We start from the raw sequence: 26,390 nt of genomic DNA, 5'->3' as shown, positions 1-26,390 counted from the left end.
GTCCGTTGTACGTGTCATCGCCAGTTTCGCTGCCAGAAATCCTCAGGCCGTGCCCAAATGTACGACCCGACACAATCGACGAAGTGGGGCCGCTGTACGGCCGCACGTGGATCGCGCCGTCGCCACACTATTGTGCGAAGCCACGTGAAACGCTTCGAGAGGGAAGTGCGCCGGGGCGCTGATTCAGACACCGCAGTGAGCAGGCTCCGCGGGAGTGCAGCCTGAGTGCGCATCCCACACAGCCTCGTCACGGCCTTGCGCGTCTGCGTGAGCGCAGGGCTCTTGGCGCTGCTGATCATCATCAGCCGCGATGAGCTGTCGGCGCTCGACGTCGACTCCAAGAGCGCCACCGCCGCCTGGCTGATTGCAGCGGCCATCGCAATCGCGGCTGCGTTCGTGACCGCCGCTGCACGCTGGTGGCGGGTAGCAGACACGCTTGACGTCAAGGTGTCCGGACGCTCGATGCTGTCGATCTACCTCGCCGCACAGTTCGTCGGAAACTTCTTGCCCACCACGATCGGCGGCGACGTGTTGCGCGTCAACCGGCTCGGTCGCATCTGCGGCAGCGAAGCCAGCGCATTCGCGACCGTCATCATCGAACGACTCACTGGCTGGGTGGTGCTCCCACTGCTCACCCTCGTCGCACTCGTGTCGCAGCCGAGCCTGCTGACGCACTCGGGAGGTCAGATCGCCGCCGCGCTGGCGCTCGGGACCTTAGCGGTGCTCGCCTTCATTGTCTGGATCGCGGAGCATCCCCGCGGTCTCGGCCGGTTGTCCGGCGGCAGCCGCATCCGGGACGCCCTCGGCGCCGTGCATACCGGTCTGAGCGTCTTCCGACGCGCACCGCGAGCTGCCCTGCACCTCCTCGGCGTCGGGTTCGCATACCAGTTCCTGCTGGTGGTGGCGACGGCTTTGACCGGCGCAGCGATCGGCGTGAACCCGGGGCTGCGAGCGTGGCTGGCGTTTGCACCGATGGTGCTGATCGTCCAGTTGTTGCCGGTTGCCATCGGCGGCCTCGGCGTGCGAGAAGGCGCGCTCGTGCTGTTCCTGGATGCGCACGGTGTCAACGAAGGTGAGGCAGTACTGCTGGGCTTGCTGCTGTACGCGCTGACGCTGCTGGTGAGCCTTTCCGGGGCTCCGACGCTGGCGTTCGGCGGGCGACGGCGTCGCGGCAAGCCACGGGCCGAGGTCCCGTTGGGGCGCTGAGTACCCTTGTGCCGCGAATGCACCTCGCCAAGCTCACCAGTCCGGCTGACCTGCGAGCGCTCAGCCCCGCACAGCTCGATGAACTCTGCGCGGAGATCCGGCACTTCGTGGTGCAGGCCGTCTCGCGGACCGGTGGGCATCTCGGATCGAATCTCGGTTCGGTCGAGCTCAGCGTGGCACTGCATCGCGTCTTCGAGTCGCCACGTGACGTCATCATCTGGGACACCGGCCATCAGGCCTATGTGCACAAGCTCATCACCGGCCGGCGGGATGGCTTCGAACGGCTCCGCCAGCGGCACGGTCTGTCGGGATACCCCAGCGCGACCGAGTCTCCCCACGACATCGTCGAGAACAGCCATGCTTCGACATCGCTGAGCTGGGCGTCCGGCCTCGCCGCCGGCTTCCAGCTGACAGGTCACGAGCACCGACGCGTCATCGCCGTCATCGGCGACGGCTCCATGACCGGCGGAATGGCCTTCGAAGCACTGAACAACCTCGGCCACTACGCCCAGCGGGCGCTGATCGTGCTCAACGACAACGGCCGCTCGTACGCCCCGACCGTCAGCCGGCTCTCGGCCGCGATGTCTCGACTGCGACAGTCACCGCACTACGTGCAGGGGCGTCGAGCGATGGAGCAACTGCTCGATCGCGTGCCGCTGGGAGACGGCGTGCGACGGGGGATCGACAGCGCTGCCGCCGCGATGCGCGAAATGTGGGAGCCGCCGGCTTTCTTTGAGACGCTCGGCGTCCGCTATCTCGGCCCGGTCGACGGGCACGACATCGCGGCCATGGAATCGGCGTTCCGCGACGCTGCGGCCTATACCGACGGCCCCATCGTCGTCCATGTCGTCACGCAGAAAGGGCGCGGCTACGCCCCCGCCGAACACGACACCGAAAAGCACCTGCACGACATCGGCCTGTTCGATCCCGTCACTGGTGGTGCGCCGGCGCTCAGCACGGGCGCCTCGCAGCTAGAGGCGAACGTGGTGGCGCAGGCCGAGCCTGATGCAGATGCTGACTCGCAGGCGGCTGCGAAGTCCCAGCCGACTGCATCTTCGGAGCCGGCTATGCGCGACTACACCGCTGTCTTCACTGAAACGCTCATCGCAGCAGCACGACGCAACCGCGACATCGTCGCGATCACGGCTGCCATGGGTGGCTCCACCGGGCTATTGCCATTCCAGCGAGAGTTTCCCGAACGCTTCTACGACGTCGGCATCGCCGAGCAGCACGCGTTGACCTCAGCTGCAGGCATGGCGCGCGCCGGGCTGCGGCCTGTCGTGGCTGTCTACTCGACATTCCTTGCACGAGCCTTTGATCAGGCGCTGTATGACATCGGCCTCCATCGCCTGCCGGTCATCCTCTGCGTCGACCGGGCCGGCATCACCGGACCCGATGGCGCCTCGCATCATGGGTTGTACGACATCGCCATGTTCACGCGCGTACCCGGCATGACGGTGTTCGCTCCATCGTCGCCCGACGAACTGCCCGTGGCATTCGCGCGGGCCTTGGAGATCACCGACGGACCCGTGGCGATTCGCTGGCCACGCGGCAAGGGCCCGGTGACGCAATCCAGGGAACACGCGGACGCAACGGCAAGCGGCATGCGGATGCAAGCCCGCCAGCACCGCTCCGGCCCCGACGCCTGCATCCTGGCCGCGGGCCAGACACTCGTCGCCGCCGCCGAGGCTGCCGAGCTCCTCAGCGTCGAAGGAGTGGACGTCTCGCTGTGGGACCCAAGGGTGCTGAAACCGCTCGATCGAGCGATGGTGCTCGACGCCGCCACGCACCCGCTCGTGGTGACCGTCGAAGACGGCGTCCGCGTAGGAGGCTTCGGCAGCCTTGTCAACGACGCCCTCCAGCAACTGGATGCGCCGACGGCGCCGCGCGTCAGCCAGCTCGGAACCCCGGACGCTTACCTCCCCCACGGAACCGCCGCAGAACTGCACGCCGAGCTCGGCCTCGACGCAGTCGGCATAGCCGCCGCAGTCCGCAAGACCCTCGCCCGCATCACAGCCTAAGAACCGCGAGCGCCAAACGGCCCGGGACAGGCAGCCCAAGCCGTTCAGCGAATTCGGTTGTGTGCTCGGCTCAGCCCAGTTCAGAACCGACGACCGAGACGAAGCTCACGCATGCGCCCGGCTGGCCGCCGAGGTTGTGCGTGAGGCCCAGCGTCTTGCCCTGCTCGGTGACCGAGGCAATCTGCCGCTCAGGCGGTGCCTGACCACGCAACTGCAGCCAGCACTCGAAGAGCATCCGCAGGCCGGATGCGCCAATCGGGTGGCCGAAGCTCTTCAGGCCGCCGTCGGGGTTGACCGGGAGGTCGCCGTCGAGGTCGAACGTGCCGGCCATGGCTTCCTTCCAGCCCAGGCCACGCTCGGCGAACCCGAGATCCTCCATCAGGACGAGCTCGGTTGGCGTGAAGCAGTCATGCACCTCGGCCATCGCGATCTGCGAGCGAGGATCGGTGATGCCGGCCTGCTTGTAGGCCTCGGCTGCCGATACCTCCACCTCGCGGAACGTGGTGTAGTCGTAGGTGCTGTCGAGCGCCCCGGTCGCAGGACCTGAGGCGAAGCTGAGCGCCTTGATGTACAGCGGGTTGTCGCAGTACTGGTGGGCGTCCTCTGCCCGGACCAGGATCGCGGCGGCCGAGCCGTCGCTCACGCCGGAGCAGTCGAAGATGCCCAGCGGACCAGCGATCAGCGGCGAGCCGGCGATGGTCTCCTTGGCGACTTCCTTGCGGAACTGAGCCCGGGGATTCAGCGCTCCGTTGCGGTGGTTCTTCCAGGCGATGCGAGTGAGGACTTCCTTCATGGTGTCCTCGTCGAGCCCGTACTTGTGGGCGTATGCCGGTGCCAGCAGGCTGAACGTCGCCGGAGCGGTGATCGATGAGTCGGTACCGTCGCTGGGCGGGCGAGCGCCGGTCAGGCCGGAGTAACCGGAGTCCTTCAGCTTCTCGACACCGATGGCCATCACCATGTCGTAGGCGCCCGATGCGACTGCATACGCAGCGTTGCGGAATGCCTCCGAGCCGGTGGCACACATGTTCTCGAGCCGGGTGACCGGCTTGTAGTCGAGCTGCAGCGGCTTGGACAGTGTCAGGCCGGAGACTCCCGAGCCCATCGTGCCGAGCCAGAAGGCGTCGATGTCGTCTTGTTCGACGCCCGCGGATGCGTACGCATCGTGTGCGGCGTCGGTGAGCATGTCATCGACGCTGCGGTCCCAGTGCTCGCCGAATTTAGTGCATCCCATTCCGACGATGGCGACTTGGTCGCGAATGCCATGTGAACTCATGTGTGCCTGCCTTGTGGTGGGTTGGGTGTTGGGTGGTGGACCAGTGGGTGCTCCGTCGGTGCGCCGCTGAGTGCGCAGGCGCTAGATCTCCCTGCGACATTATGGCCGCTGGGGCACGGTGCTTGCTTGCTGCTGCTCTCTCGCAGCAAGTGCGTGCTGCGTCACGCAGCGGCTGGGCGAGCCTTCCAGAAGTAGTTGTGAACGCCTTCGGCGCTGTAGAGGCGCCGGAACGTCATCTCGACGCGGTCGCCAATCCTCACTTCATCGGGATTGACGTCGGTCATCTCGGCCTGGAAACGACCGCCGCCGTCGTAGTCGATGACGACCGCCACGACCGGCGGCGAAAGCGAGAAGGCCAGCCGATCGACGGTGAACGTGGCGATCGTGGCGGGAATATCCGCCATGCGGATGCGCTCCATGTCGTCCACGGCTCCACCTTCCATCGACACGCGCATCGGCGGCATGTGGATCGCACCCGAGCTTCGGTCACGGGAGCCGACGAAGGCGTACTTCCAGTCCTCGGAACGGAACGCAGGCGGCGCGCCTGGGCGTTGAGGGTCTGGACGGCGGGGAGGCTCCCGGTCGAGGAAGCCGCGCCACGTGAGGTACTTGTTGTAATCGAGCGCGTCGTTGCCGCGATCGATCTGAGAACGCACCGAGGCGAACGGCATGTGACCGGCGATGGCGTCGGTCGTGCGCAGCACATCGACCGTGGCGCCGTCGGCCAGATGGACCAGCAGGATCGTCTCGTTGGGGTCGGCCTCGTCCAGAATCGATGCCAGCACGATCGCCGGGTGGGCGGTTCCGGTGTTGCCGATCTCGCCTGTCAAGTCGGTGACCAGCTTGTCGCCCGCGATCCGTGACAGGCTGCGCACCGCCCGCGCGTGCAGGCCGACGATCGCGATCTTGTCGATGTCATCGAGACTGACGCTCGCGTCGCCCAGCGCACGCTCGATGGCGTCGTTTGCGAGCGGCAGATACACCTGCTCGCCGAATCGTTCCTCCCAGATGCGCGAGAACGCATCGCCAGGCTGCCGGTAGCGGTCGGTGAACTCCGCAGTGGCGACCGCTCCGCCGAGCCATTCGCACAGCACCGGTGAAACCGAGTCATCGCCGAAGACGAACGCAGCCGCGCCGTCGCCTCCGGTGGCCTCGTCACCGCTGGTGGGACGACCGGTGCGCAGGTCAGAGGCGACGGCCAGGTTGGTGCCCCGATTCGCTGCGGCGAGCGCCCAGGCGGCCTCCGATGACCGCGGCGCTCCGCCGACGTCCACCGCCCACGATGACTGGGGCAGATCGAGCGCCGCGTGAATCGCCGCAGCGTTCGTCTTGTCCATGTATGCAGGATTCGCCGTCGAGAACAGCACCGAGTCGGGCACAAGCTCGCTGCCCCGCAGTGCATTGCGCGCCGCTTCGACACCCATCGTCGTGGTGTCTTCGTCGTAGCTGGCCGCCGCACGGTGCCCCCTGCCGCCGCCCGAGCCCATCGTGGCAGTGATCTTGGAGCGGTCCAGCCGCCAGTACGGCACGTACGCCCCGTACGCAATGATCCCTCGTCCCATAATTCCGTCTCCCATCGACCATCGTCTTGGGCCCTCGAGCGGCCCCCACGGCCCCGGTCCGGCGCACACCGGCCAGCGCAGGAGCCTACGGCGTTGGGTGCCCTTGTCGCCTAGCCGACAGGGACGACACGGTAGGCCTCGGCGACGCGGCCTTCCGGCAATCCGGCGGCTTGCGCAGTCCTGGTGCACCATTCCCGAACTCGGTCGGCGAGCCCATCGAACGGGGCCAGCTGGCTGTGGTGTTCGCGCAGCGCTGCAATCTTGCAGTCGAACGTGTCGGTGATGTCGATGTAGCGGTTCGGCTCGGTGCCGGTCAGCCATACCTCGCTGACGCTGTGGGGCTTGTGGCCCTCGTCGAGAAGTTCAGGGAAGGCACGGGGATTACGAGCATCTGGGTAGACGGCTGCCAACGCAGCCGTGGCCGTGGCCATGTGGTCGGGATGGGAGATGTAGATGTGGTCCCAGTTGGGGATCGTCGTCTGGCAGAGCACCACGTCGGGTCGGGACATGCGGATGACCCGGGCAATGTCGCGGCGCAGGCCCAGGTCGGCCACCACCATCCCGTCAGGGTGGCCGAGCCAGTGCAACTCGCTGACACCCACTTTTCCCGCGGCCGCCGTCTGTTCGGCCTGCCGCATTTCCGCCAACTCCTCGGGCGTATGGGAGAGATCGTCGTCGCCGGCCTCGCCGCTGGTCGCCAGGCAGTAGGCCACGTGACATCCGGCGGCCGTAAGCGCCGCCACGGTTCCTGCCATCCCGAAGTCGATGTCGTCGGGATGCGCCACGATGACCATCGCGCGCGCCGGTGCCGCGATCTCGCCCTGATCGGTGAGAATCACGCCCACAGCAACTGCCTCCAGCGCTCGAAGGGCCGCTCTTGGAGGCCTAAGTGAAGTAGGGGTTCTCGCCCGAAGCGTGGTCGGTGAGGTCGACCACCCGCTCGATGTCGGGGATCAGCTCACGCAGCGTCTTCTCGATGCCGGCGGTGACGGTGGCGTTGGCCATGCCGCATCCCTGGCAGCCGCCTCCCAGCTTCACAACCACCGTGTCCCCCTCGACAGACACCAGTTCGGCGAAGCCGCCGTGGGCCGCAATGGAGGGGTTGATGCGCTTCGTCAACACCTCGCGGACATTGTCTTCGACGGTGCCGTCGAGGTCGAGCGCAGCGTTGGGTCCGAGATCCGGACGGTTCGGGTTGCGCAGCACCAGGCCCGGCTGGTTGGAGTTGGACGGCAGGTCCAGCGAGGCGCCGTCGAGCTTGGCAACGTCGCGATCTGGAATCAGCACCGTCAGACCGTTCCCAACCGCGAATGGCACGTCGGCAGCGTCGGCCTCGGCCAGCAGCTCGAAGGCGAGGTCGTAGGTGTAGTCGACGCCTTGAGCGCCCGTCACCTCGATGCGAAGCGCCAGCTGTTCGCCGTCGACCTCGCTGTTGCGCAGTTCGATCACCTTGGAGAGCGCAGCCGGCGCGACATCGAAGGTCTCGCGTCGCGTTTCCATCATCGATTCGCGCACGGTGTCGCTCAGGGCCATGCGGTCAGCCTACTGACGGCACCCCTCGAGTCCGAGGGCGGCTTCGAACGGTGGTGCCGAACCCCTGGGCGGTAATGTCCCGCAGGCTCGCTGGGCTTCTCACTCCGAGGACTCCACGTTGACGAGGGGACCTCCATGGCATTCCGCGCATTGATGCTGAAAGAGCAGGACCGCCCAAATGGATCGAAGGCAGTTACGGTCGAGCTGACCGAGATCGACGACGGCCAGCTGCCGGACGGCAACGTCACGGTCGCAGTGGAATACAGCACCCTCAACTACAAGGACGGGATGATCCTGGGAGGGATCGGCCGGCTGGTTCGCAACTTCCCCCATGTGCCCGGTATCGACTTCGCCGGCGTCGTGGAGTCGTCCGACGATACCCGTTTCGCTGCCGACGGGGTCGGCAGCGTTGCGGTGCACCTGTTGTCGGCCGCCGGCCACCAAGTCGCCGCCTCGACCGGCCGGCCGCAGACCGCCGACTACCTGCGAAGCCTTGGTGCCACCGAGATCATCGACCGGGCGGAGCTGTCGGAGCCGCCCCAGCGGCCGCTCGGCGGCGAGCGGTTCGGCGGCTGCGTGGACGCCGACGGCGGGACGACGCTGGCGAACGCGCTGACACAGATGTCCTACGGGCGCCGCGTCTGTGGATGTGCGCGGCTGACTAGAGCACCGAGGCGATTGCTGCGAACCCGGTCAGCAGCATCGCCGCGACGACGAGGACCGCTGTCCACCACACGCCAGGGCTGCGCTGGCGCAGAGGACGCAAGTTGCCTGCGGCGTCGTAGCGATTTCGTGGCATACCGCAGTGACTAGCCCTTCAGTCTCCACTCGATGGCGCCGATCTCATTCTGGACCTCGACCTCGATGTCGTGCGTGGCTCCCGTATCGGTCCGCTCGAGCGTGCACAAGAAGGTATGGCCGACCGAGACCACGAGGTACTGATCATCGCCGCAGTCCGCTTGAACACTGAATCCCAGCGCAGTCGCCGCTTCGGCACCAAGAGCGGTTTCGGTGGCGTTCACCTGCATCACCGCCTGTCTGGGTCGGACTTCATGGCGGCCCTGCTCGTCGATGATGGTCACTTGCGCCTCGTAGAACGCTCCCTCAACCTTGCCGTCGCACAAGAACGTCGAACCAGGCCTGATGGGGGCGTCCGGGGGACAGGAGATGTCGGCAATCGCCGCCGGTGCCACCACGCTCTGCAGGTAGGCCTGAACCTCGCGTTCAACTTGCGTCTGCTCGGGCCCGCCGCCACAAGCCCCGAGAACCTCTGCCATCAGCAGCGCCGTGACGGCGCTCCACGCAAACCGACCGGTACGATGCATCCTTGCCGTCCGCGCGCGCACGCAGGCAGTCTCCAGCGCGGACGGTCTGGTCAATGTGCCGGCCTCCGGGTAGGACTGACGGGACACTAGCCCACCGCTGCCGAACGGCTTGCACTTCGCACAAGCGGCGAAACCGCAGGTCACCCCCAACATCTGCGATGCCTCTCCCCGCACCCCAGCCAGAGTGCCGATCAGATGAACGGCCGCTCTTGATAGCGACCGAAGACATCGGCAAGGGCATTGGTCACTTCGCCCACCGTGGCCCGCGTCCGCACCGTGTCGATGAGGTGCGGCATGAGGTTTGCGTCAGTCTCAGCGGCCCGGCGCAGCGCCAGCAGGGCCTCGTCGACGGCTGCTTGGTTGCGATCAGCCCGAACTTGCTGCAGCCCTTTGATCTGTCGCTGCTCGTCATCGTTGGTGATCTTTAGCAGGTCGATGTCGTCGTCTTCGCTGCCCTCAGTGAAGGCACTCGCTCCAACGACAATTCGGCGACCCGCATTCACCTTCTTCTCGAACTCATAGGCGGCGTCCGCAATCCCGGACTGATACCAGCCCTCGTCGATCAGGCGGAATGCTCCCTCGAGCATCGAGCCGTCGCCAGCAGAGAAGATGTGAGCAAACATCTCCTCTGCCTCGGCTTCGAGCTGGTCGGTGAGCTCCTCGATGAACCAGCTCCCGCCGAGAGGGTCGATGACGCTGGCGGCCCCGGTCTCATGGGCAATGATCTGCTGGGTCCGCAAGGCGATGCGGGCCGCCTTGTCGGTCGGCAGCGCCATCGCTTCATCCATCGAGTTGGTGTGCAGGCTCTGTGTGCCGCCCAGAACCCCTGCAAGCGCCTCGATGGCAGTGCGGGCAATGTTGATCTCCGGCTGCTGAGCCGTGAGCGACACCCCAGCGGTCTGAGTGTGAAAGCGCAGCATTATCGACCGCTCGTGCTGGGCGCCGTAGCGGTCGCGCATCCACCGTGCCCAAATGCGTCGGGCCGCCCGGTACTTGGCGATCTCCTCGAAGAAGTCGATGTGAGCGTTGAAGAAGAAGCTGAGGCGCGGGGCGAACTCGTCGGTGGTCAGGCCCCGCTGGGCGGCCGCTTCCACGTACGCAAACCCATTGGCCAGCGTGAACGCCAGCTCTTGTGCGGCTGTCGAGCCTGCTTCGCGAATGTGATAGCCGCTGATCGACACAGAGTTCCATCGAGGCATCTCTTGGGTGGCGAATTCGATGGTGTCGGCAACGAGTCGCATGGACGGGCGTGGCGGATACACCCATTCCTTCTGGGCTTGATACTCCTTGAGAATGTCGTTCTGCAGCGTCCCGCCGAGATTGCGGCGGTGCGCGCCGTGTTCTTCGGCGTTGGCCACGAACATCGCCCAGATGGTGGCGGCCGGTGCGTTGATGGTCATCGACGTGGTGGTCGCCTCGAGATCGATGCCGTCGTAGAGGGTCGCCATGTCTTCGATGGTGTCGACGGCGACGCCGCAGCGACCCACCTCGCCCAGCGACATCACGTCGTCGGAGTCGAGGCCCATGAGGGTGGGCATGTCGAATGCCGTGGACAGTCCTCCTCCGCCTGCGGCCAGGATTTCGTGGAATCGCTTGTTCGTGTCCTCCGGAGTGCCGAAGCCTGCGAACATGCGCATCGTCCAGAGCCGGCCGCGGTAGCCGCTGGCATGCACGCCGCGCGTGTAGGGGAACTGGCCAGGCCAGCCGACGTCTGAATCGGGTTCGTCGTTCGCAGGCCCGTAGAGCGGCTCGAGTTCGATACCGCTCATCGTCTCGAAGTCGGCGTCGCGCACCTGCGTGGCCTCGAACTCCGTTTGCCAGCGCTCGCGTGTCACCGGGTGCCTCCTGGGGTGTGCGGCCTCGCCGCCGCTGAGACGAGCTCAAGAACGACGTCACGTACAGCGTTCGCAGTGTACGCAGACGGGTCTGAACCGGTCCGGCCTCACACAGCGAACGGGTCGACAGGTCCTTGGCCGCCGCCGAGCTGGCGAGTCGCTGAAGCTGCGATAGCGCGTGTCGTCAGGGTGTGAGCGCGATCGATAGCTGAATCAAGGTCAGTACCCTTCGCCAGCTCAGCGCAGATTGCGGCCGAGAAGATGTCGCCCGACCCTCGGACATTGCGGGTCTCGATGCGCGGGGCCGACAGCAGCCGGACGCTGCCGTTGAGGACCACAACGTCGGTGACGGTGGCCCCATCTCGGAGACGGCCGCCGGTGACGATGACGGCTTCGGGACCCGCAGCCGCGAGCTCGTGGGCCGCTTCGATCCACGCCTCAGGCTCGCCGGGAAGATCTTTCCCCACCAGCCGCCCCGCCTCGAGATGGTTGGGTGTCACAACACGCGCGCACGGCAGGAGCCGAGTTACCACCGATCGTTCAGCATCGGGGGTGAGCATCGGCTCGCCGGCCCCATTGACGAGCACCGGATCCACTACCAATTGAGGTAGGCGCCGGGCGGCGATTGATGCCACAACCGCGATCGTCTCGGCAGTGAGCAAGAGGCCCGTCTTGGACGCCGCTATCGGCATGTCGTCGAGCACTGTGTGAATCTGCGTCGCCACCAACTCGGCATCGACGGGCTGTGCCGCTCGAAACTCTGCGGTGTTCTGTGCCGAGACCAGCGTCAGGGCGAACGCTCCGTGCACGCCCGACGCCGCGAACGCCCGCAGATCGGCCGCGAGGCCCGCACCGCCGGAGGAATCTGCACCCGCGATGGTCAGTGCTGCGGGCGACCACGTGCGCTGTCCGGGTGGACTGTGGCTCTCATTCTCGATTCCACCGGCCATGACCCAAGTACAACAGTTCGGAGCGCCGCGCGGCAGTCAGGCAGCGCGGGTGGTTAGCGTCGGCAGGCGATGGCGCCCGAACCCGACCTCGAACGCTTCACCCTGCCGATCCCCTTCGCCACCGGCGCCGACGGGGAGCGGCTCGCTCGCGCGTGGGAGGAAGTAGACCGGACCGGCGACATCACCCCGGTCCTAGAGCACTATGCCCGCAGGGGCCGAGGCTCGGTTAACGGCACGGTCGGGATCATCGCAAACCCGGTTTCGGGGCGCGACGTTCGCCGCGTGGCGGCGCGCGGGGCCGTGTCGACGACCGAGGACAAGCGCAACCGGATCGCCCGGGCGGTGATCGGCGCAGTGACCGCCGGGGCCACGCGCATCGTGGCCATGGCCGAGCCGTTCGGAATCGCCACCGGGGCCCTCGCTGACCTGCGCATCGATGCCGAAATCGAGATCGTGGACGTGGGCGCGACCGTCTCGCCGTCCGACACCGTGCGTGCCGTCGAGGCAATGCGAGCCCGCGACGTCGGCGTGCTGGTGACGCTGGGCGGTGACGGGACGAATCGCACCGTCTCGGCGGTGTGGCCCGAGGCAACGCTCGTGCCGATGTCCACCGGCACCAACAATGTGTTCCCCAGCCTCACCGAGCCGACGGTCGCTGGGGCCGCCGCGGGGCTCGTCGCGAGCGGCGTCGTGGATGCCGCCGACTGTGCCCCCCGCTCAAAGCTCATTGCCATCGAACTCTCGGGAAGCTCGACGGACATCGCGCTCATTGACGCGGTGACGCTGGCCGACGACTTCGTCGGCAACCGGATGCCCGCCGACGGAGCGCTGATCCGGCAGGTGCTGGTGTCGCGTGCCCACCCTGCGAGCATCGGCCTGAGCTCGCTCGCAGGGCTGCTGCGGCCGTGTTCATTTGATGAAGACGCCGGCGTGCTGGTGGAGTGCGGTCCAGGTGGACAGCCGATGCGGGTGGCGCTGGCGCCCGGGCTGTACCGCACGGTTTCTGTGCTCGACCATCGTGAGGTCCCCCTGGGAGTTCCGGTGGAGCTTCGCGGGCCGACCGTCCTTTCGCTCGACGGCGACCGGGAGCACACGATCGACGCCGATGACGTTGCATCTGCGGAGGTGCGGCGCTGCGGGCCCCGGGTCGTGGACGTGGAACGCGCACTGGAACTGGGTGCAGCCGCCGGGGTCTTCACAACGACGCAAGCGCCGACAGGCAACCGGGCGCTCAACGAACGACCCACTGTCCACTACCACCACGCCGACGGCACCCCGATACGGGACTGCTGCTGAGCGGAGGCACTCGGGTCGACGGCGGACGGCTGATCGCCCGATGAATTCCTGACTAATCAGGTCGGATTTGTCGCCTAAGACGGCTAACCTGTGCCCAACGGTTCGTGCCGTCGGAGGCACGCCTTTTGCCGGAGGAAAAACATGGCACTACGCCTCAATGACACTGCTCCTGATTTCACCGCCAGCACCACCGATGGGGAGATCAAATTCCACGACTGGATCGGCGATGGATGGGCGCTGCTCTTTTCCCATCCGAAGGACTTCACCCCGGTGTGCACAACCGAGTTGGGCGCCGTCGCCGGCCTGAACGACGACTTCGCCGCACGCAACTGCAAGATCATCGGCATCAGCGTCGACGGTGTGAGCGATCACCAGGGTTGGAAGGCCGACATCGCATCGGCCACTGGCCACGAGGTCAACTACCCGCTGATCGGCGATCCCGAGCTCAGTGTGGTGAAGCTCTATGACATGCTTCCCGCCGATTCCGGCGATACCTCCAAGGGCCGCACGGCTGCCGACAACGCCACGGCTCGCACGGTGTTCATCATCGGTCCGGACAAGAAGATCAAGGCGTCGCTCACCTACCCGATGACGACCGGTCGCAACTTCGCTGAGATCCTGCGTCTGCTCGACTCGTGCCAGCTCACTGCTGCCGAGCAGGTCGCCACGCCTGCCAACTGGCAGCAGGGCGAGAACGTCATCATCGTTCCCGCTGTATCGAACGAAGCCGCCGCCGAGAAGTACCCCGACGGCTGGGAGGCACCGCTTCCGTACCTGCGCCTGGTGCCGCAGCCAGGCACCTGACCTGGGGGACGCTCCTTCTTTGCGCAGATTTGCCGTCTGAGGCGGCATTTCTGCGCACAGAATCGAGACCGACCGGCTCGGTCAGCAGATTCGCTGCCTGCTCGCTTGGTCCGTGAGGTCTCGCCGCTAGTTCAGGCCCGTTTCGGCGACGACTTCGGCCTCGAAAGCTGGAGCGCCGTCGAGGCTGCGCATCGATTCCGGCAGTTCGGCACGCACTCGCTGGTGGAAGGGGCGGTCCCGACTGAGCGAGTAGGGATAGACAGCCCGCCCATCCCGCACGAGCGGCACATGCAATGGCCGGCTGTCGGCCGGGCCCGGACGGTCACGCTCAACCAGTACCTCAGCTGTCGCAATGCCGTCCTGCAGCACGCGGTACGGCCGCACCACCCCGCCGCGGGTGGCCTTTCCCTCTGACTCCTTGTGCACCGGCACGACCGGTTCGAAGGTACCCGAGTGCCGAGCAATGGCGACCGCCTTGTACACCATGCCGGCGGTGGCATGTCCGGAACCCACCACGAGCTGGGTGCCTACGCCGTAGCCGTCAACCGGCAGATCCGCCAGGGCGGCGATGCGGTACTCGTCGAGGTCGCCCGAGACCACGATGCGGGTCGCTTCGGCACCTGCATCGTCAAGCCAGTGCCGGACTCGCGGCACCTCCACGGTCAGGTCGCCCGAGTCGATCCGCACGGCACCGGGCACCCCGCCGAGCCGTTTCGCCGCAGCCAGACCACGCTCCAGGCCTGTGCGCAGGTCATAGGTGTCGATGAGCAGCGTTGTCTCGAGTCCGTGAGCGCGCATCTGCGCATCGAATGCGGCTTCCTCGTCGTGGTGCGCAAGAGTGAAAGCGTGCGCCGCCGTGCCAGCGGTCGGGATACCGAACTGCGTGCCGGCCAACAGGTTGGAGGTGGCGTCGAAGCCGACCAGCCAGGCGGCGCGTGCAGCCGCCACCGCTGCCAGCTCGTGCGTACGGCGGCCACCCATCTCGATGAGGTGACGTCCGACCGCTGCATCGTGCATCCGGGCCGCCGCCGAGGCCACAGCGCAGTCGTGATTCAGCACCGACAGCACCAGCGTCTCCACCAACAACGCTGCACCGAAAGAAGCGTCCACCCGCAGCACCGGGCTGCCGGGCACGTAGAAGTCGCCCTCGCGGTAGCTCCAGACGTCGCCATCGAAGCGGAGAGTGGCGAGGTGGTTGAGCAGGCCGTCGCTGAAGCGTCCCAGGCCCGCCAGGTAGTCCAGATCGTCAGGCTCGAATCGGTAGTCGGCCAGCAGCTTGGCCAGGCGCCCCGGGCCAGCCACAACACCGTAGCCACGGCCGGGGGGCAGTCGCCGGGCGAATACTTCAAAGCACGCGCGTCGTGACGCAACCCCCGACTGCAGGGCCGCATCGAGCATGGTCAGCTCGTACAGGTCGGTCATCATTGCCGTGCCCATTCGGTAAGTCTGCCTTCTCGAGCCCCAGCCGCACTCGCTGACACTGCGCGGCCGGCTGCGAGGCGCGAGAGCATGCGGGGTAGCGTCGCGGTGATGGTCGCTGTCGGGCTGGCGCGCCTCGTGGCCTCGTCGCACTTGGCCTACATCGTGTTCTTGCTGGTCGGCGGGTTGGGGGCCAGGCGCTGGCCAAAGCTGATGAAGTGGCACCTGGGGGCAATCGGCGCGGCGAGCGTGGTCAATATCACCGGCTCGGAATGCCCGTTGACCGCGTGGGAGAAATGGTTCCTGCGCCGAGCCGGACGGGAGCCGTACGAGACCGGCTTCATCTCGCACTATCTCGTGGAGCCGGTGTACCCGTCTGGCATCGACGGCCGTGTCAACTTCGTGATGCTGCTGGCCTTGACGGTCCCGAATGCGGTGAGTTACTGGCGTCTGTTGCGCTCCACGCCGCCGAAGTCGCCGAGCCCGTCCCGCTAGTCCGACCCTCAAGCCAGCGCCCCGGCGGGCGCTAGGCTTCCGCCTGGTTGTCGTGAGCGAAGCCGGTGAGATCCCGGCACTGTCCCGCAACGGTGATGCCCCTTCGGGGGACGAGTCCGATCGCCTCCCGACCGCCATCTCGCGAACCGATTCCTCGAGGAAGGAGCGGCTCGTGCGGTGGGTGCTCCCGCTGCTCGGCGCCGAACTCGAGCAGAAGGGAGAACACCTTGAACCGCCCTGTGACCAAACGAGCCTCGCTGCCGCGGAGGCTGTTGTCGGCAGTGCTCGCGCTCGCCACCGTTGCGGCCGCTTGCACCGGCAGCGACACGGAATCTGAAGAGGACCGCGAATTCCTGCGAATCGTCTCGATCTCGCCCGTGGGCACCGAGATCCTGTTTGCCATCGGCGCCGGCGACCGCGTCGTGGCCGTCGACCAGTTCTCGTACTACCCGCCTGAGGCCCCGGTGACCGACCTGGATGGCTGGAACCCGAACGTCGAGGCCATTGCCGCGTACGAGCCTGATCTCGTGGTGCTGCAGACCAACGGCGATCTCATCGCCGGTCTCGAAGCGCTGGGCATTGCCGTGCTCGCGCATGACGCGCCGTTCGTATTCGACGACGTGTACGCCCAGATTGCCGAGTTCGGCGAAGTCACCGGTCAGGTCGACGAGGCGGCTCAGCTCGCCGCCGACATGGGGGCTCAGATCGCAGACTTGGTTGCAGCTGCGCCTGACGCATCGGGTCTGAGCTACTACCACGAGCTCGACAACACCCTCTACACCGTCACGAGCGGCACGTTCATCGGCCAGGTCTATGGATTGTTCGGGCTTGAGAACGTCGCCGATCGGGCAGACGCCGACGGCACCTCCTACGGCTACCCACAGCTCAGCGACGAGTACCTGGTGGATGCCAACCCCGACGTGATCTTCCTGGCCGACACGCTGTGCTGCGACCAGAACGCTGCGACCGTCGCTGCACGCCCCGGCTGGGACGAACTCACAGCCGTGCAGACGGGCAGGGTTGTGGAACTCAGCGACGACATTGCCTCGAGGTGGGGACCCCGCCTGGTGGACTTCATCGCCGCCATCTCCGACGTGCTCCGAGATATCGGCGCGGCGAGCTGATTGGTACTGGACATGGCCGGCTCACCCATGTCGCTCGCCCCTGAGGTGACCGAGGCAACGCTTCGGCCGTCGGGTCTGCGGCCCGCAGCGCTCATCGCGGGGCTTGCGGCGGTTGCGATTGCCGTGACCGCGGGACTGACGATTGGCCCGGCCGGAATCCCTGTTCACCGGGCGGTACTGGAGCTGTTCGACGCGCTGCCCGGCCTCACGTTCGACTCTGGGCTGAGCTCGGCACACGCAGCGATCGTGCGGGAGATTCGCCTTCCCCGTGTTGTGCTCGGCCTGCTCGTAGGCGCCACGCTTTCGATGAGCGGCGCGACCTACCAGGCCGCGTTCCGCAACCCGCTCGCTGACCCGTACCTGCTGGGCATCGCTGCAGGCGCTGGCCTCGGCGCGACCATTGCCATCACCAACAACCTCGGCGACGGCGCCGGCGCTCTGGACCCAGTGCCGCTCGCCGCATTCGCCGGAGGGCTCATCGCCGTGACGGTGTCCTACGCCGCAGGACACCTCGGCGGCCGCTCGACGGCGTCGCTGATCCTGGCCGGAATCGCCGTAGCCAGCTTCCTGACGGCATGCCAGACCTACGTCTTGCAGGCCAACAGCGATGCCTTTCGCAAGATCTTCGCCTGGATCCTGGGCCGCATCGCGACCTCGGGATGGTCGGAACCGGCACTGATGCTCCCGTACTTCGTGCTGACCACCGCGGTCGTGCTCCGTTACCGCCGGGCGCTCGACGTGCTCGCGGTCGGGGACGAGGAGGCTGCCGCACTCGGCATCGAACCCCGAAAGGTGCGCTTGATCGTGGTGCTCGCGGCCTCACTGGCCGCAGCTGCGGCTGTGTCGGTCAGCGGCTTGATCGGATTCGTCGGCATCATCGTGCCCCACACGGTGCGGCTCGCGTTCGGGGCCAGCAACCGCGTCGTACTGCCGCTCTCGGTGCTGTTCGGAGGGGCGTTCATGGTGCTCGCCGACCTGGGGGCACGCACGGTGCTGTCGCCGTCGGAATTGCCGATCGGGGTCGTCACTGCCTTCCTGGGAGCGCCGTTCTTCGTGCTCGTCTTGCGCACGACGCGTCGGGAGGTCTGGTGATGGACGCCGCTGCTGCGCCTCCCGCTACTGCGCCAGCCACGGCACCCGTCGCCGCGGCCCCCGCCGACGGTGCCGTACCCACTGCTGCACCGGGCCCCGCCGAGGGCGTCGTGGGTGATGCTGCACCGGGCCACGCCGTCAGGATCCAAGCGCTGGAAGTCAACCTCGATGGCGCGCAGGTGCTCGACGGTGTCGATCTGACCGTTACAGCAGGCGAGTGGGTGAACATCATCGGGCCCAATGGCGCCGGCAAGACCACGATGCTTCGAGCGGTGTTGGGCCTGGTGCCGTTCCGCGGGAAGATCCAGATCAACGGAATTGGAGAACGTCGCCGCGCCGCGCGTGCTCGCCATGTGGCTTACGTTCCCCAGACGCCGGTGATCCCTCCGGGAATGCTCGTCGCCGATTACGTACTCCTCGGACGCACACCTCACCGAAGCGTGTTCTCCGCGGAGACCGCCGGCGACCGCCGGATCGTTGCCGAAGTCCTGGAACGGCTCGATCTAGGTGGCTTCGGCGAGCGCACTGTCCAGTCGCTCTCGGGAGGTGAACGTCAGCGGGCCGTGCTTGCGAGGGCGCTCGCCCAGCAGACCGGCGTTCTGCTGCTGGACGAACCGACCACAGCGTTGGACCTCGGACATCAGCAGGACGTGCTCGAACTCGTCGAGGCGTTGCGGTGCGAGCACGGGCTGACCGTCATTGCAACGCTGCACGACCTCACGCTCGCAGCCCGATACGGCGACCGGGTCGCGATCCTCTCGGACGGCCGGATCGCGCAGTGCGGATCACCGGCCGAGGTGCTTACCGTTGCGAACATCTCCGAGCACTTCAATGCGAAGGTTCGCATCCTCGACGACCCTGACGGCCCCGTGATCGTCCCGAGCGCGACCAACTCGACCCCGAACTCGACGATCGAAGGGGTACCCACCAATGGAGGCACCCGATGACCGATTCCCCGACATCCGCCGACACGCCGCCCACCGACGACCCCCGGCCCGATGGCCTGCGCACCGCTCGCAGTCTCGTTGTGGTGAATACCGGCAACGGCAAGGGCAAGTCCTCGGCCGCGTTCGGCACAGCAATGAGAGCTCGCGCCCGTGGCTGGCCAGTCGCTGTGGTGCAGTTCCTCAAGTCCGATGACTGGGTGACCGGAGAGCAGATGATGGCCGAACCGCTCGGCATCGACTTCTGGTCGCTAGGTGAGGGATTCACCTGGGACAGCGACGACCTCACCCGCGATGAGGCTGAGGCTCGCGAGGCGTGGCAGCACGGCAAGGCGCTTGTGGCAGCGGGCGATCACCGGCTGGTCGTCTTCGACGAAATCACCTACCCGCTCAACTGGGGCTGGATCGACGCAGCCGACGTGGAGGCCACGTTCCGCAGCCGGCCCACCCACGTGTCCCTGGTGCTGACGGGGCGCGACGCGCCCAGCTGGATGATTGACCTCGCCGACACCGTGACCGAGATGCGCAAGACCAAGCACGCCTACGACGCAGGGATCCGGGCCAAGAAGGGCATCGACTACTGAACTACGAGTGGTGCCCGCTGCAGCATCTGTACCCATCGTCTCCGGCTCTTGGAGGCTGCGCGGATAGGTGGCATCTCTGAAAGCTGCTGCCACGCGTTCTTTGTGCAAATTTGCCGTCTGTGGCGGCATTTCTGCACAAAGTCCGATGCCAAGCAATTCTCTGTGCAAAATTGCCGCCTGCAGCGGCATTTCTGCGCAAAATCCAGGCCGTCGGAGCTGCCGGGCATCTGTGCCCAACCTCTCGGGCTCTTAGCATCTGGCGCCATGCGGGGACAGACCCGAGCGTGAGTGGACTCAAGGTTTCCGGGCGCGCAGACATTGCGCCGTTCTTCGTCATGGAGATGATGCGCGCCGCCGCGCAGCGAGAAGCTGCGGGCGGCGACGTGGTGCACATGGAGGTCGGCCAGCCATCCACGCCCGCGCCGGCAGGAGCGCGTGCGGCCGCAAAGGCCGCCATCGACAACGACGTACTGGGCTACACCGCAGCGGTCGGGATCGAGCCCCTGCGTGCCCGGCTGGTCCAGCACTACGCCGATTGGTACGACCACGAGGCCGACCCTGGCCGCATCGTCATCACCCAGGGCGCTAGCGGTGCGTTCACGCTCGCGTTCCTCTCGTGTTTCGAGGCGGGCGACCGCGTGGCAGTGACGGCTCCGGGTTATCCGTGCTACCGCAACACGCTCGAAGCGCTGGACATTGACGTCGTCGAGATCGCAGTCACACCCGAGACGGGATTCCGGCTCACGGCCGACATGGTTGAAGGTGCCGGCCCGCTCGATGGATTGGTGGTGGCCAGCCCCGCCAATCCGACCGGCACCATGCTCATCGCCGACGAGTTGGGTCGGCTCGCTCGTTGGTGCCACAGCGCCGGCGTGCGGCTCATCTCCGATGAGATCTACCACGGCATCTCCTACGGCAGCGAAGCAGCCACTGCGACGGCGTACAGCCCAAGCGCTGTCGTGGTGAACAGCTTCTCCAAGTACTTCTCGATGACCGGCTGGCGCCTCGGCTGGCTGCTGCTGCCAGCCGAACTGGCTGCGCCCGTCGAGCGCCTCGCCCAGAACGCCACCATCGCCGCTGCCACGGTCTCTCAGCACGCAGCGTTGGGGGCCTTCGACAGCATCGGTGAGCTCGAAGCCAACGTGGCCCGCTACGCCGCAAACCGACAGATCCTGCTCGACGGTCTGCCGGGCGCCGGGATTGATCGCATCGCTCCACCCGACGGGGCGTTCTACATCTACGCCAACGTCGATCACCTCACCGACGACAGCGCCGAGCTGGCAGCTGTCTGGCTTGGGGAACTGGGCATCGCCACCACACCCGGCATCGACTTCGACCCGGCTGAAGGCCACCGCTACATTCGCTTCTCGTTTGCCGGCAGCAATGACGACATGGAACAGACCGTCGAGCGGCTCACCGCCTGGGCCACACAGCGAAGCTGAGCCATCGGGCGCAGCGCGAGACCCACCGCGGCCTCTCGGTGAACTTCGGAGGCACGTGGATGCTGCCTCGGCTCATCGGCCTGCACCGCGTCAAAGAGCTGACCTTCTTCGCAGACGTCATCGACGCCAAGCAGGCGGAGGACTTCGGCATCGTCAACAAGGTGCTGCCCCACGGCGAGCTCGACGCCTTCGTCGACGACTGGGCCGACCGCCTCGCCGCGGGACCGCCCATCGCCGTCGCGATGACCAAGCGTCTGCTCACGCTCAACGCCAGCGCCGACTTCGCCACCGCGCTCGAAGATGAGGGCATGGCGCAGTCGCTCAACTTCACCACCGAGGACACCAAAGAGGCCGTCAAAGCCTTCCTCGAGAAGCGGCCCCCGACGTTCGCTGGTCGATAGCTGCGGCCCGCCCGTCAGGGGGGCGGATCAGGCGAGCGACGCGCGGGACTCCGCCCAGGTCTTGCCGGACTCCACGTCGACATCGTGAGGGAGGCCCAGCACTCGCTCGGCGATGATGTTTCGCTGCACCTCCGAGGTGCCGCCGCCGATCGTCAACGCAGGGCTGAACAGGTAGCCGCCGTGCCAGCCGTTCCAGCCTTCCACGACGGCTTGAGCCTTCGGGAACTCCGGCGACGTGCCGAGCGGGCCCGTGTGCGCCAGCAGCCCATGGGTCCCGGCGAGATCCTTCGCCAGCGTCATCACGTGTTGGCCGTGATCGTCGGCGAGCGCCTTGCGCACGCTGGCCTCGGGACCAGGCTGGCGCCCGTGCAGGCGCGCGCTCAGCGTCCGCAGCCGGATGAGACGCAGCACCTCACCCTCGATATGCAACTGCGCTGCGCGGTCACGCATGACCGGGTCGGTTAGGCCACCAGCGGAACGGACGATGTCGAGCAGGTCGGCAGCACTGGGACCGCTGCCCCACAGCGCGCCCTCGCCCGAGAGCGACACCCGTTCATTGCCGAGGGTGATCTTCGCGAGGCGCCACCCGTCGTTCTCGTCCCCGATGCGGTTCTCGACCGGCAATTCCATGTCGGTGAAGAACGTCTGGTTGAACGAGTAGGCCGTCGTCATGTCGATGATCGGGCGCAGCTCGAGGCCCGGCGCGTCCATCGGGCAGATGAAATACGACACGCCGCGGTGCTTGGGCACGTCGGGATCGGTGCGGGCAATGAGGATGCCGAACTTGCTGCGGTGCGCTCCTGACGACCAGATCTTCGAGCCGTTTACGATGTAGCGATCGCCGTCGCGCACAGCTCGCGTGGCCAGGTTGGCGAGATCCGAGCCGCTGTCTGGCTCGGAGAACAGCTGGCACCACACCTCCGCGCCGGTCAGGATCGGCCACAGGTAGCGCTCCTTTTGCGCATCCGTACCGCCGTACAGAATCGTCGGGCCGGCCCAGCCCAGACCGATGCCACCGGCCAGGCGGCGGATACCAGCGCTGGCCAGCTCCTCGTCGATCAGCAGCTGGGTGATTGGGTCGGCTTCGAGGCCGTAAGGCTTGGGCCAGTGCGGTGCCACGTAGCCGGCGTGCGCCAGTGCCTCCTGGCTGGGCGCACGGTCGTGGTCGTCGAGCCAGTCGCGCACTGCAACACGGCGAGGATCATCATCGTCCGGCCAGTCGAAATCCATGAGCGGACCCTAGTAGTGGCTCGTCAGGCGCGAACAGGCCCCGGCATCTCTGCCGGGGCCTGTGCTTACCCGAAGATCGTTGTCGCGCCTCCGCTGCTTGGCGGGGCTGCAGCCGCGTGAGGACCAACACGCGGATCTTGTGGGGTTCGGTGGTCCGGGTTGGAGTCGCCACCTGAAGGAAGCGGCCCCTCTTCGGAAGCGGGCCGCCTCAGCGCCCGGCCACCTCCAGAGTCCTCTTGCGTTTCGCCATTGTGTGGACCACCCCCTTTCACTGGTGCGCCCAGATTGCCACAGCCGCAAGCCCTTAGGTGGCAATGGCGACTCTGATGGCTGAAGCCACCGCCCGCGCGCCGAGCATTGCGATCAGGTCGGCTCTGGTCTCGACCTCGCCAGTTGCCAGCAGGAAGAGGGCATCGCCGTCGAAATTGGTGTGCGGCGGCTCGATGGCTCGTGCGATGCCAGTGTGTGCCAAGTCGGCCGCTCGGCACGCCTCGGGCTTGGTGAGCCGGGCATTGGTGACCAAGCAGCCGATCGTGGTATTGCATCGCTCGAGCTGTTCGGGCTCTTCGGAGCCGCGACCGGTGAAGCCCGGAATCGCTTCGATGGCGGCATCCGGGTAGCGCGCCGCCGACGACGGTGCCGTGCAGCCAGCCAGCACGGAGCCATCGTGGTCGATGACATCACCCAGGGCATTCACAGCCACGACCGCACCGACGATCACGTCGCCGGAGCGTTCGACGGCGCTACCCAGCCCTCCAGGCACGGAATGGTCCCGCCCTGCCGTCTTGCCGATCGTGCAGCCTCGCCCCACACCGATCCGGCCCGTGGCGGGCTCGTCGACGGAGGCAGCCTCGCAGGCAGCCCATCCCGCTTCCGCGGTGGGTCGTGTGCTCTGGGGTGAGGCGATGTCGTACACCACAGCGGCGCCCACGACCGGAACGATGCTGTCTCGGATGTTCAGGCCGCGGCCCTGCTCGGCGCACCACCTCACGACGCCGTCGGCAGCGGCAAGACCGAACACGCTGTTGCCGCACAGCACGATGCCGTGGCATTCGGTTCCCGCGCCGGTTGGTCCCAGCGCCGCTGCCTCACGAGTGCCCGGCGCGCCGCCGCGCACTGCAATCGCGCCCAAGGTTCCCGCCGGCGGCAACACCACCGTCACGCCGGTGCCGGCGTCATCGTCCGTCCAGGAGCCCACCAGCACCGACGGCAGCCCCAACGCCATAGCCGCGCACCCTACGCGCTGCGTTGCCCACCCGCCGGGTCGCCGGCGGGGGCTTGGCAGCGGTGAGACTGGGTACTACTCGTCGGCCTGGGCGCCGTTCGAACCGCTTGCCGACGTGCTGCTCTCGCGGAACATCTCGCCCATGGCTGCGACGGCGCCGAGCACTCCGCTGGTGTCGAGCGGCAGGAAGATCTTGGTGGCTTGACCGTCGGCGATGCCCTGCAGTGCTTCCAGGTACTTGATGGCGATCAGGTCGTCGGTCGGATCGCCATTGTGAATGGCCAAGAACACGCGCTCGATGGCTTGGCCCTCGCCTTCGGCGACGGTGAGCTTCTGGTACTTGTCAGCGTCCGCCACCCGCATGATGGCCTCAGCCTCGCCCTCGGCACGCAGGATCTGGGACTGCTTGACGCCCTCGGCCTGCAGGATCGCAGAGCGCTTCTCGCCCTCGGCCTCGGTTACCACGGCACGGCGGTCGCGTTCCGCCTTCATCTGGCGGTGCATCGCTTGGGTGACGTCGGGCGGTGGCTCGATCCGCTGGATCTCGACGCGCACCACCCGGGTGCCCCACTTGTCGGTGGCGTCGTCGAGGATCTGGCGCAGCTTGGAGTTGATGACCTCGCGTGACACCAGCGCATCGTCAAGCTGCAGGTCACCAATCACGTTGCGGAGATTGGTCTGCGCCAGCTTCGTCACGGCGACGATGAAGCTGCCCACTGCGTACTTCAGCTTCACCGGGTCGGTCGGCTCGTAGTAGATAACAGCGTCGACGGTCACCGCCACGTTGTCCTTGGTGATGACCTCCTGGGGCGGCACGTCCACCACTTGCTCGCGCATATCCACCTTGAGCATGCGCTGGATGAATGGGATCACGAAGCGCAGACCGGGATCGACCGTCGTGCGGTACTTGCCAAGATTCTCGATGAGACCCTGTTCGAATGGCCGCACGATGCGCAGGCCCTTCGCAGCAATGACGAATATCGCCAGTGCGACAATTGCCAGGAGGATCACTCCTGCGTCGATATTGTCCATCACTCGCTCCTTGGAGACGGGGTGTCGTCGTCTTGTGTGCCTTCGGCGGCGTCTACATCACTCACGTCGCCTTCCGAAGCTGGCTCGGCAACCGAAGCCGGCTCCGGGGGCGCACCGTGCGGCACATAGCCGGGCGGCGGTGACTCGGCGAATTCGACCAGGAGCTTGGTGCCTCGAACCGCGGTGACTCGCACCAGGGATCCCTCTTTCACCGGGCCGGAATCGGTGACCGCTCGCCATTCGTCGGACTCGACTCGGACGCGGCCCGTGTTCTCGACGATGTCGATGTCTTCGATGACCCGAGCCTCCATGCCGACATAGCGGTACGCGCCGACCGGAAGATCGTCAGGGCTGTCCTGGTGGCCCATGAATCGTCGCAGCACCAGCATCGCCACACCGGTGCCGCCGAAGAAGAGCACCCACTGAACAGCACCGGGAAGATCGAGCCACGCTGCGGCTGCAGCCAGCATGCCGCCGAACGCGAACGGCAGCAGAAAGAAGCCGGCGGTAAAGATCTCGCCGATGCCCATGACCATCGCCACCGCGACCCAGACCCATCGCCACAGTTCGTTGTCCACGCTGACCCCCGATCGCACGATGGGCGTGCCGCCAGTATGCACCTAAGACGCAGCCCTGCATGGCGCGTCAGCGGCGCTGGCAGCTGGGGCACCAGGTGCTGGAGCGCTGATCCAGCACCCGGCGGCGCATTTCGGTGCCGCAGCGCACGCACGGTTCGCCTGCTCGGCCGTAGCAGACGAAGTACTTCTGATTGTCGCCAGCGCCGTCGAGGCTGTAGTAGTCGCGCAACGTGCTGCCGCCGCGCTCGATGCTGGCGACGAGCACGTCCCGCAGTGCCGCCAGCAGCCGTCCGGCTTGCGGCTTCGAAATCGTGCGCGCTGAGGGGTTGATGCGGGCCAGAAACAGCGCTTCGTCGGCGTAGATGTTGCCGATGCCGGCGACCAGCCGCTGGTTCAGCAGTTGCGTCTTGATGCGCAGGCTGGATCGCCTGCTGGCCCGCCAGAACGCTCCCGCATCGAAGCTAGGATCGAGTGGCTCGGGACCCATCGCCGCAAGCGTGGGCAGATCGCGGTAGTCGCCCCGGTCGCAGACCGCTACCCGGCCGAATCGCCGGACGTCGTGCAGGCACAGGACCTCGCCGTTGTCGAGGCGCCACCAGGCGCGCACATGCGGATCGCTCCGACCGATGGCGTATCGCTCCGCGAGCTTGCCGGCTGCCGTGACGTCGCCGATGGCATCGCCCATCACGTCGGCTGCAGGCCCATCGAGGGGGCGGACCGCCAAGGTCTGAGGGGAACTGTCGTGTGGGGCACCCGCAGCGTCGGCGCGCCAGGCGAAACAGAGCCGGCCCGTCATGCCGAGATGCACGACCAGGTCGCGCCCGCAGTCCAGCTCTGCGATCAGGTACTTGCCGCGCCGTCGCAGCGCCTCCACCTCGCTGCCGACCGCATCGGGACCGGAGACGAACTTGGGCGATGGGTGTGCCCAGGCCTCGGCGATCTGACGCCCGAGCAGCGGCCGTTCCAGCTGTCGCCGGACGACCTCGACCTCCGGCAGCTCAGGCATAGGTCTGGAGGCT

Annotated in this window: 25 protein-coding genes and 1 riboswitch; of the genes, 12 read left to right on the top strand and 13 right to left on the bottom strand. The window is 66.8% G+C overall.

Features of this window, described 5'->3' with window-relative positions:
• Positions 1 to 267: 267 nt before the first annotated feature.
• Together ACOQPH_RS01110 and ACOQPH_RS01105 are read left to right on the top strand one after the other, a co-directional pair.
• Complete coding sequence (locus ACOQPH_RS01110; protein ID WP_420622929.1) at positions 268 to 1,206, top strand: lysylphosphatidylglycerol synthase transmembrane domain-containing protein; 939 nt, start codon at positions 268 to 270, stop codon at positions 1,204 to 1,206.
• 17 nt (positions 1,207 to 1,223) lie between these two features.
• Positions 1,224 to 3,227, top strand: coding sequence for a 1-deoxy-D-xylulose-5-phosphate synthase (locus ACOQPH_RS01105; RefSeq protein WP_420622928.1), 2,004 nt, complete (start codon positions 1,224 to 1,226; stop codon positions 3,225 to 3,227).
• 70 nt (positions 3,228 to 3,297) lie between these two features.
• Here the strand turns inward: ACOQPH_RS01105 and ACOQPH_RS01100 are convergent, their stop codons facing one another.
• The 4 genes from ACOQPH_RS01100 to ACOQPH_RS01085 all read right to left on the bottom strand — a co-directional run bounded on the left by ACOQPH_RS01100 (position 3,298) and on the right by ACOQPH_RS01085 (position 7,595).
• Positions 3,298 to 4,500, bottom strand: a complete 1,203-nt coding sequence (locus tag ACOQPH_RS01100) for an acetyl-CoA acetyltransferase (RefSeq protein ID WP_420622927.1) — start codon at positions 4,498 to 4,500, stop codon at positions 3,298 to 3,300.
• 161 nt (positions 4,501 to 4,661) lie between these two features.
• Complete coding sequence (locus ACOQPH_RS01095) at positions 4,662 to 6,077, bottom strand: OB-fold domain-containing protein (RefSeq protein WP_420622926.1); 1,416 nt, start codon at positions 6,075 to 6,077, stop codon at positions 4,662 to 4,664.
• 95 nt (positions 6,078 to 6,172) lie between these two features.
• Positions 6,173 to 6,907, bottom strand: coding sequence for a PIG-L deacetylase family protein (locus ACOQPH_RS01090; RefSeq protein WP_420622925.1), 735 nt, complete (start codon positions 6,905 to 6,907; stop codon positions 6,173 to 6,175).
• A 40-nt stretch (positions 6,908 to 6,947) separates the two neighbouring features.
• The gene (locus ACOQPH_RS01085; RefSeq protein WP_420622924.1) at positions 6,948 to 7,595 is read right to left on the bottom strand and encodes a NifU family protein; all 648 of its coding nucleotides are present in this window, start codon (positions 7,593 to 7,595) and stop codon (positions 6,948 to 6,950) included.
• Between the two features lie 135 nt (positions 7,596 to 7,730).
• Between ACOQPH_RS01085 and ACOQPH_RS01080 the strand changes: the two genes are divergently transcribed.
• Positions 7,731 to 8,408 (top strand): zinc-binding dehydrogenase, encoded by a 678-nt coding sequence (locus ACOQPH_RS01080; RefSeq protein ID WP_420622923.1) that lies wholly within the window; start codon positions 7,731 to 7,733, stop codon positions 8,406 to 8,408.
• Here the strand turns inward: ACOQPH_RS01080 and ACOQPH_RS01075 are convergent.
• From ACOQPH_RS01075 to thiD, 3 genes are all read right to left on the bottom strand, one after another.
• The gene (locus ACOQPH_RS01075) at positions 8,405 to 8,872 is read right to left on the bottom strand and encodes a DUF4333 domain-containing protein (protein WP_420622922.1); all 468 of its coding nucleotides are present in this window, start codon (positions 8,870 to 8,872) and stop codon (positions 8,405 to 8,407) included. The two genes, ACOQPH_RS01080 and ACOQPH_RS01075, sit on opposite strands and share 4 nt — an antisense overlap.
• 239 nt (positions 8,873 to 9,111) lie before the next feature.
• Positions 9,112 to 10,755 carry an acyl-CoA mutase large subunit family protein gene (locus tag ACOQPH_RS01070; protein WP_420622921.1) on the bottom strand — a complete coding sequence of 548 codons (1,644 nt, stop codon included), beginning with the start codon at positions 10,753 to 10,755 and terminating at the stop codon, positions 9,112 to 9,114.
• Between the two features lie 107 nt (positions 10,756 to 10,862).
• Positions 10,863 to 11,705 (bottom strand): bifunctional hydroxymethylpyrimidine kinase/phosphomethylpyrimidine kinase, encoded by an 843-nt coding sequence (gene thiD, locus ACOQPH_RS01065; protein ID WP_420622920.1) that lies wholly within the window; start codon positions 11,703 to 11,705, stop codon positions 10,863 to 10,865.
• A gap of 69 nt (positions 11,706 to 11,774) precedes the next feature.
• On the opposite strand from thiD, the gene ACOQPH_RS01060 reads away from it, so the two are divergent.
• Both ACOQPH_RS01060 and ACOQPH_RS01055 read left to right on the top strand, forming a co-directional pair.
• Positions 11,775 to 13,001: an NAD(+)/NADH kinase gene (locus tag ACOQPH_RS01060; protein ID WP_420622919.1), complete on the top strand. Its 1,227-nt coding sequence runs from the start codon at positions 11,775 to 11,777 to the stop codon at positions 12,999 to 13,001.
• Positions 13,002 to 13,142: 141 nt separating this feature from the next.
• Positions 13,143 to 13,805 carry a peroxiredoxin gene (locus ACOQPH_RS01055; protein ID WP_420622918.1) on the top strand — a complete coding sequence of 221 codons (663 nt, stop codon included), beginning with the start codon at positions 13,143 to 13,145 and terminating at the stop codon, positions 13,803 to 13,805.
• Between the two features lie 126 nt (positions 13,806 to 13,931).
• Here the strand turns inward: ACOQPH_RS01055 and pncB are convergent, their stop codons facing one another.
• Positions 13,932 to 15,242, bottom strand: coding sequence for a nicotinate phosphoribosyltransferase (gene pncB / locus ACOQPH_RS01050; RefSeq protein ID WP_420622917.1), 1,311 nt, complete (start codon positions 15,240 to 15,242; stop codon positions 13,932 to 13,934).
• A gap of 72 nt (positions 15,243 to 15,314) precedes the next feature.
• On the opposite strand from pncB, the gene ACOQPH_RS01045 reads away from it, so the two are divergent.
• The 7 genes from ACOQPH_RS01045 to ACOQPH_RS01015 all read left to right on the top strand — a co-directional run bounded on the left by ACOQPH_RS01045 (position 15,315) and on the right by ACOQPH_RS01015 (position 21,306).
• Entirely contained in the window at positions 15,315 to 15,719 is a 405-nt protein-coding gene (locus tag ACOQPH_RS01045; RefSeq protein WP_420622916.1) for a DUF2784 domain-containing protein, read from the top strand.
• Between the two features lie 31 nt (positions 15,720 to 15,750).
• A riboswitch (adenosylcobalamin (AdoCbl) riboswitch) is annotated at positions 15,751 to 15,894 on the top strand.
• Between the two features lie 64 nt (positions 15,895 to 15,958).
• A complete protein-coding gene (locus ACOQPH_RS01040) occupies positions 15,959 to 16,843 on the top strand; it encodes an ABC transporter substrate-binding protein (protein WP_420622915.1) in 885 nt (294 codons plus the stop codon).
• Positions 16,844 to 16,855: 12 nt separating this feature from the next.
• A complete protein-coding gene (locus ACOQPH_RS01035; RefSeq protein WP_420622914.1) occupies positions 16,856 to 17,935 on the top strand; it encodes a FecCD family ABC transporter permease in 1,080 nt (359 codons plus the stop codon).
• Positions 17,935 to 18,882 carry an ABC transporter ATP-binding protein gene (locus tag ACOQPH_RS01030; RefSeq protein ID WP_420622913.1) on the top strand — a complete coding sequence of 316 codons (948 nt, stop codon included), beginning with the start codon at positions 17,935 to 17,937 and terminating at the stop codon, positions 18,880 to 18,882. The genes ACOQPH_RS01035 and ACOQPH_RS01030 overlap by 1 nt, the downstream gene beginning before the upstream one ends.
• Entirely contained in the window at positions 18,879 to 19,463 is a 585-nt protein-coding gene (gene cobO / locus ACOQPH_RS01025; RefSeq protein ID WP_420622912.1) for a cob(I)yrinic acid a,c-diamide adenosyltransferase, read from the top strand. The genes ACOQPH_RS01030 and cobO overlap by 4 nt, the downstream gene beginning before the upstream one ends.
• A gap of 284 nt (positions 19,464 to 19,747) precedes the next feature.
• Positions 19,748 to 20,905, top strand: a complete 1,158-nt coding sequence (locus ACOQPH_RS01020) for a pyridoxal phosphate-dependent aminotransferase (protein WP_420622911.1) — start codon at positions 19,748 to 19,750, stop codon at positions 20,903 to 20,905.
• A gap of 38 nt (positions 20,906 to 20,943) precedes the next feature.
• A complete protein-coding gene (locus ACOQPH_RS01015) occupies positions 20,944 to 21,306 on the top strand; it encodes an enoyl-CoA hydratase/isomerase family protein (RefSeq protein WP_420622910.1) in 363 nt (120 codons plus the stop codon).
• 27 nt (positions 21,307 to 21,333) lie between these two features.
• Here the strand turns inward: ACOQPH_RS01015 and ACOQPH_RS01010 are convergent, their stop codons facing one another.
• The 5 genes from ACOQPH_RS01010 to mutM all read right to left on the bottom strand — a co-directional run bounded on the left by ACOQPH_RS01010 (position 21,334) and on the right by mutM (position 26,377).
• A complete protein-coding gene (locus ACOQPH_RS01010; protein ID WP_420622909.1) occupies positions 21,334 to 22,536 on the bottom strand; it encodes an acyl-CoA dehydrogenase family protein in 1,203 nt (400 codons plus the stop codon).
• A gap of 304 nt (positions 22,537 to 22,840) precedes the next feature.
• On the bottom strand, positions 22,841 to 23,761 hold the full coding sequence (locus ACOQPH_RS01005) for a P1 family peptidase (RefSeq protein WP_420622908.1): 921 nt from the start codon (positions 23,759 to 23,761) through the stop codon (positions 22,841 to 22,843).
• A gap of 75 nt (positions 23,762 to 23,836) precedes the next feature.
• On the bottom strand, positions 23,837 to 24,793 hold the full coding sequence (locus ACOQPH_RS01000; RefSeq protein WP_420622907.1) for an SPFH domain-containing protein: 957 nt from the start codon (positions 24,791 to 24,793) through the stop codon (positions 23,837 to 23,839).
• On the bottom strand, positions 24,793 to 25,371 hold the full coding sequence (locus ACOQPH_RS00995) for an NfeD family protein (protein WP_420622906.1): 579 nt from the start codon (positions 25,369 to 25,371) through the stop codon (positions 24,793 to 24,795). The genes ACOQPH_RS01000 and ACOQPH_RS00995 overlap by 1 nt, the downstream gene beginning before the upstream one ends.
• Before the next feature lie 67 nt (positions 25,372 to 25,438).
• Positions 25,439 to 26,377 (bottom strand): bifunctional DNA-formamidopyrimidine glycosylase/DNA-(apurinic or apyrimidinic site) lyase, encoded by a 939-nt coding sequence (gene mutM, locus ACOQPH_RS00990; protein ID WP_420622905.1) that lies wholly within the window; start codon positions 26,375 to 26,377, stop codon positions 25,439 to 25,441.
• Between the last annotated feature and the right edge of the window lie 13 nt (positions 26,378 to 26,390).

The organism is Candidatus Poriferisodalis sp., assembly GCF_965221945.1.
GTDB lineage: Bacteria > Actinomycetota > Acidimicrobiia > Acidimicrobiales > Poriferisodalaceae > Poriferisodalis.
Note: the sequence above shows the minus strand (reverse complement) of the source record. Positions and strands in the feature narration are given on the sequence as shown.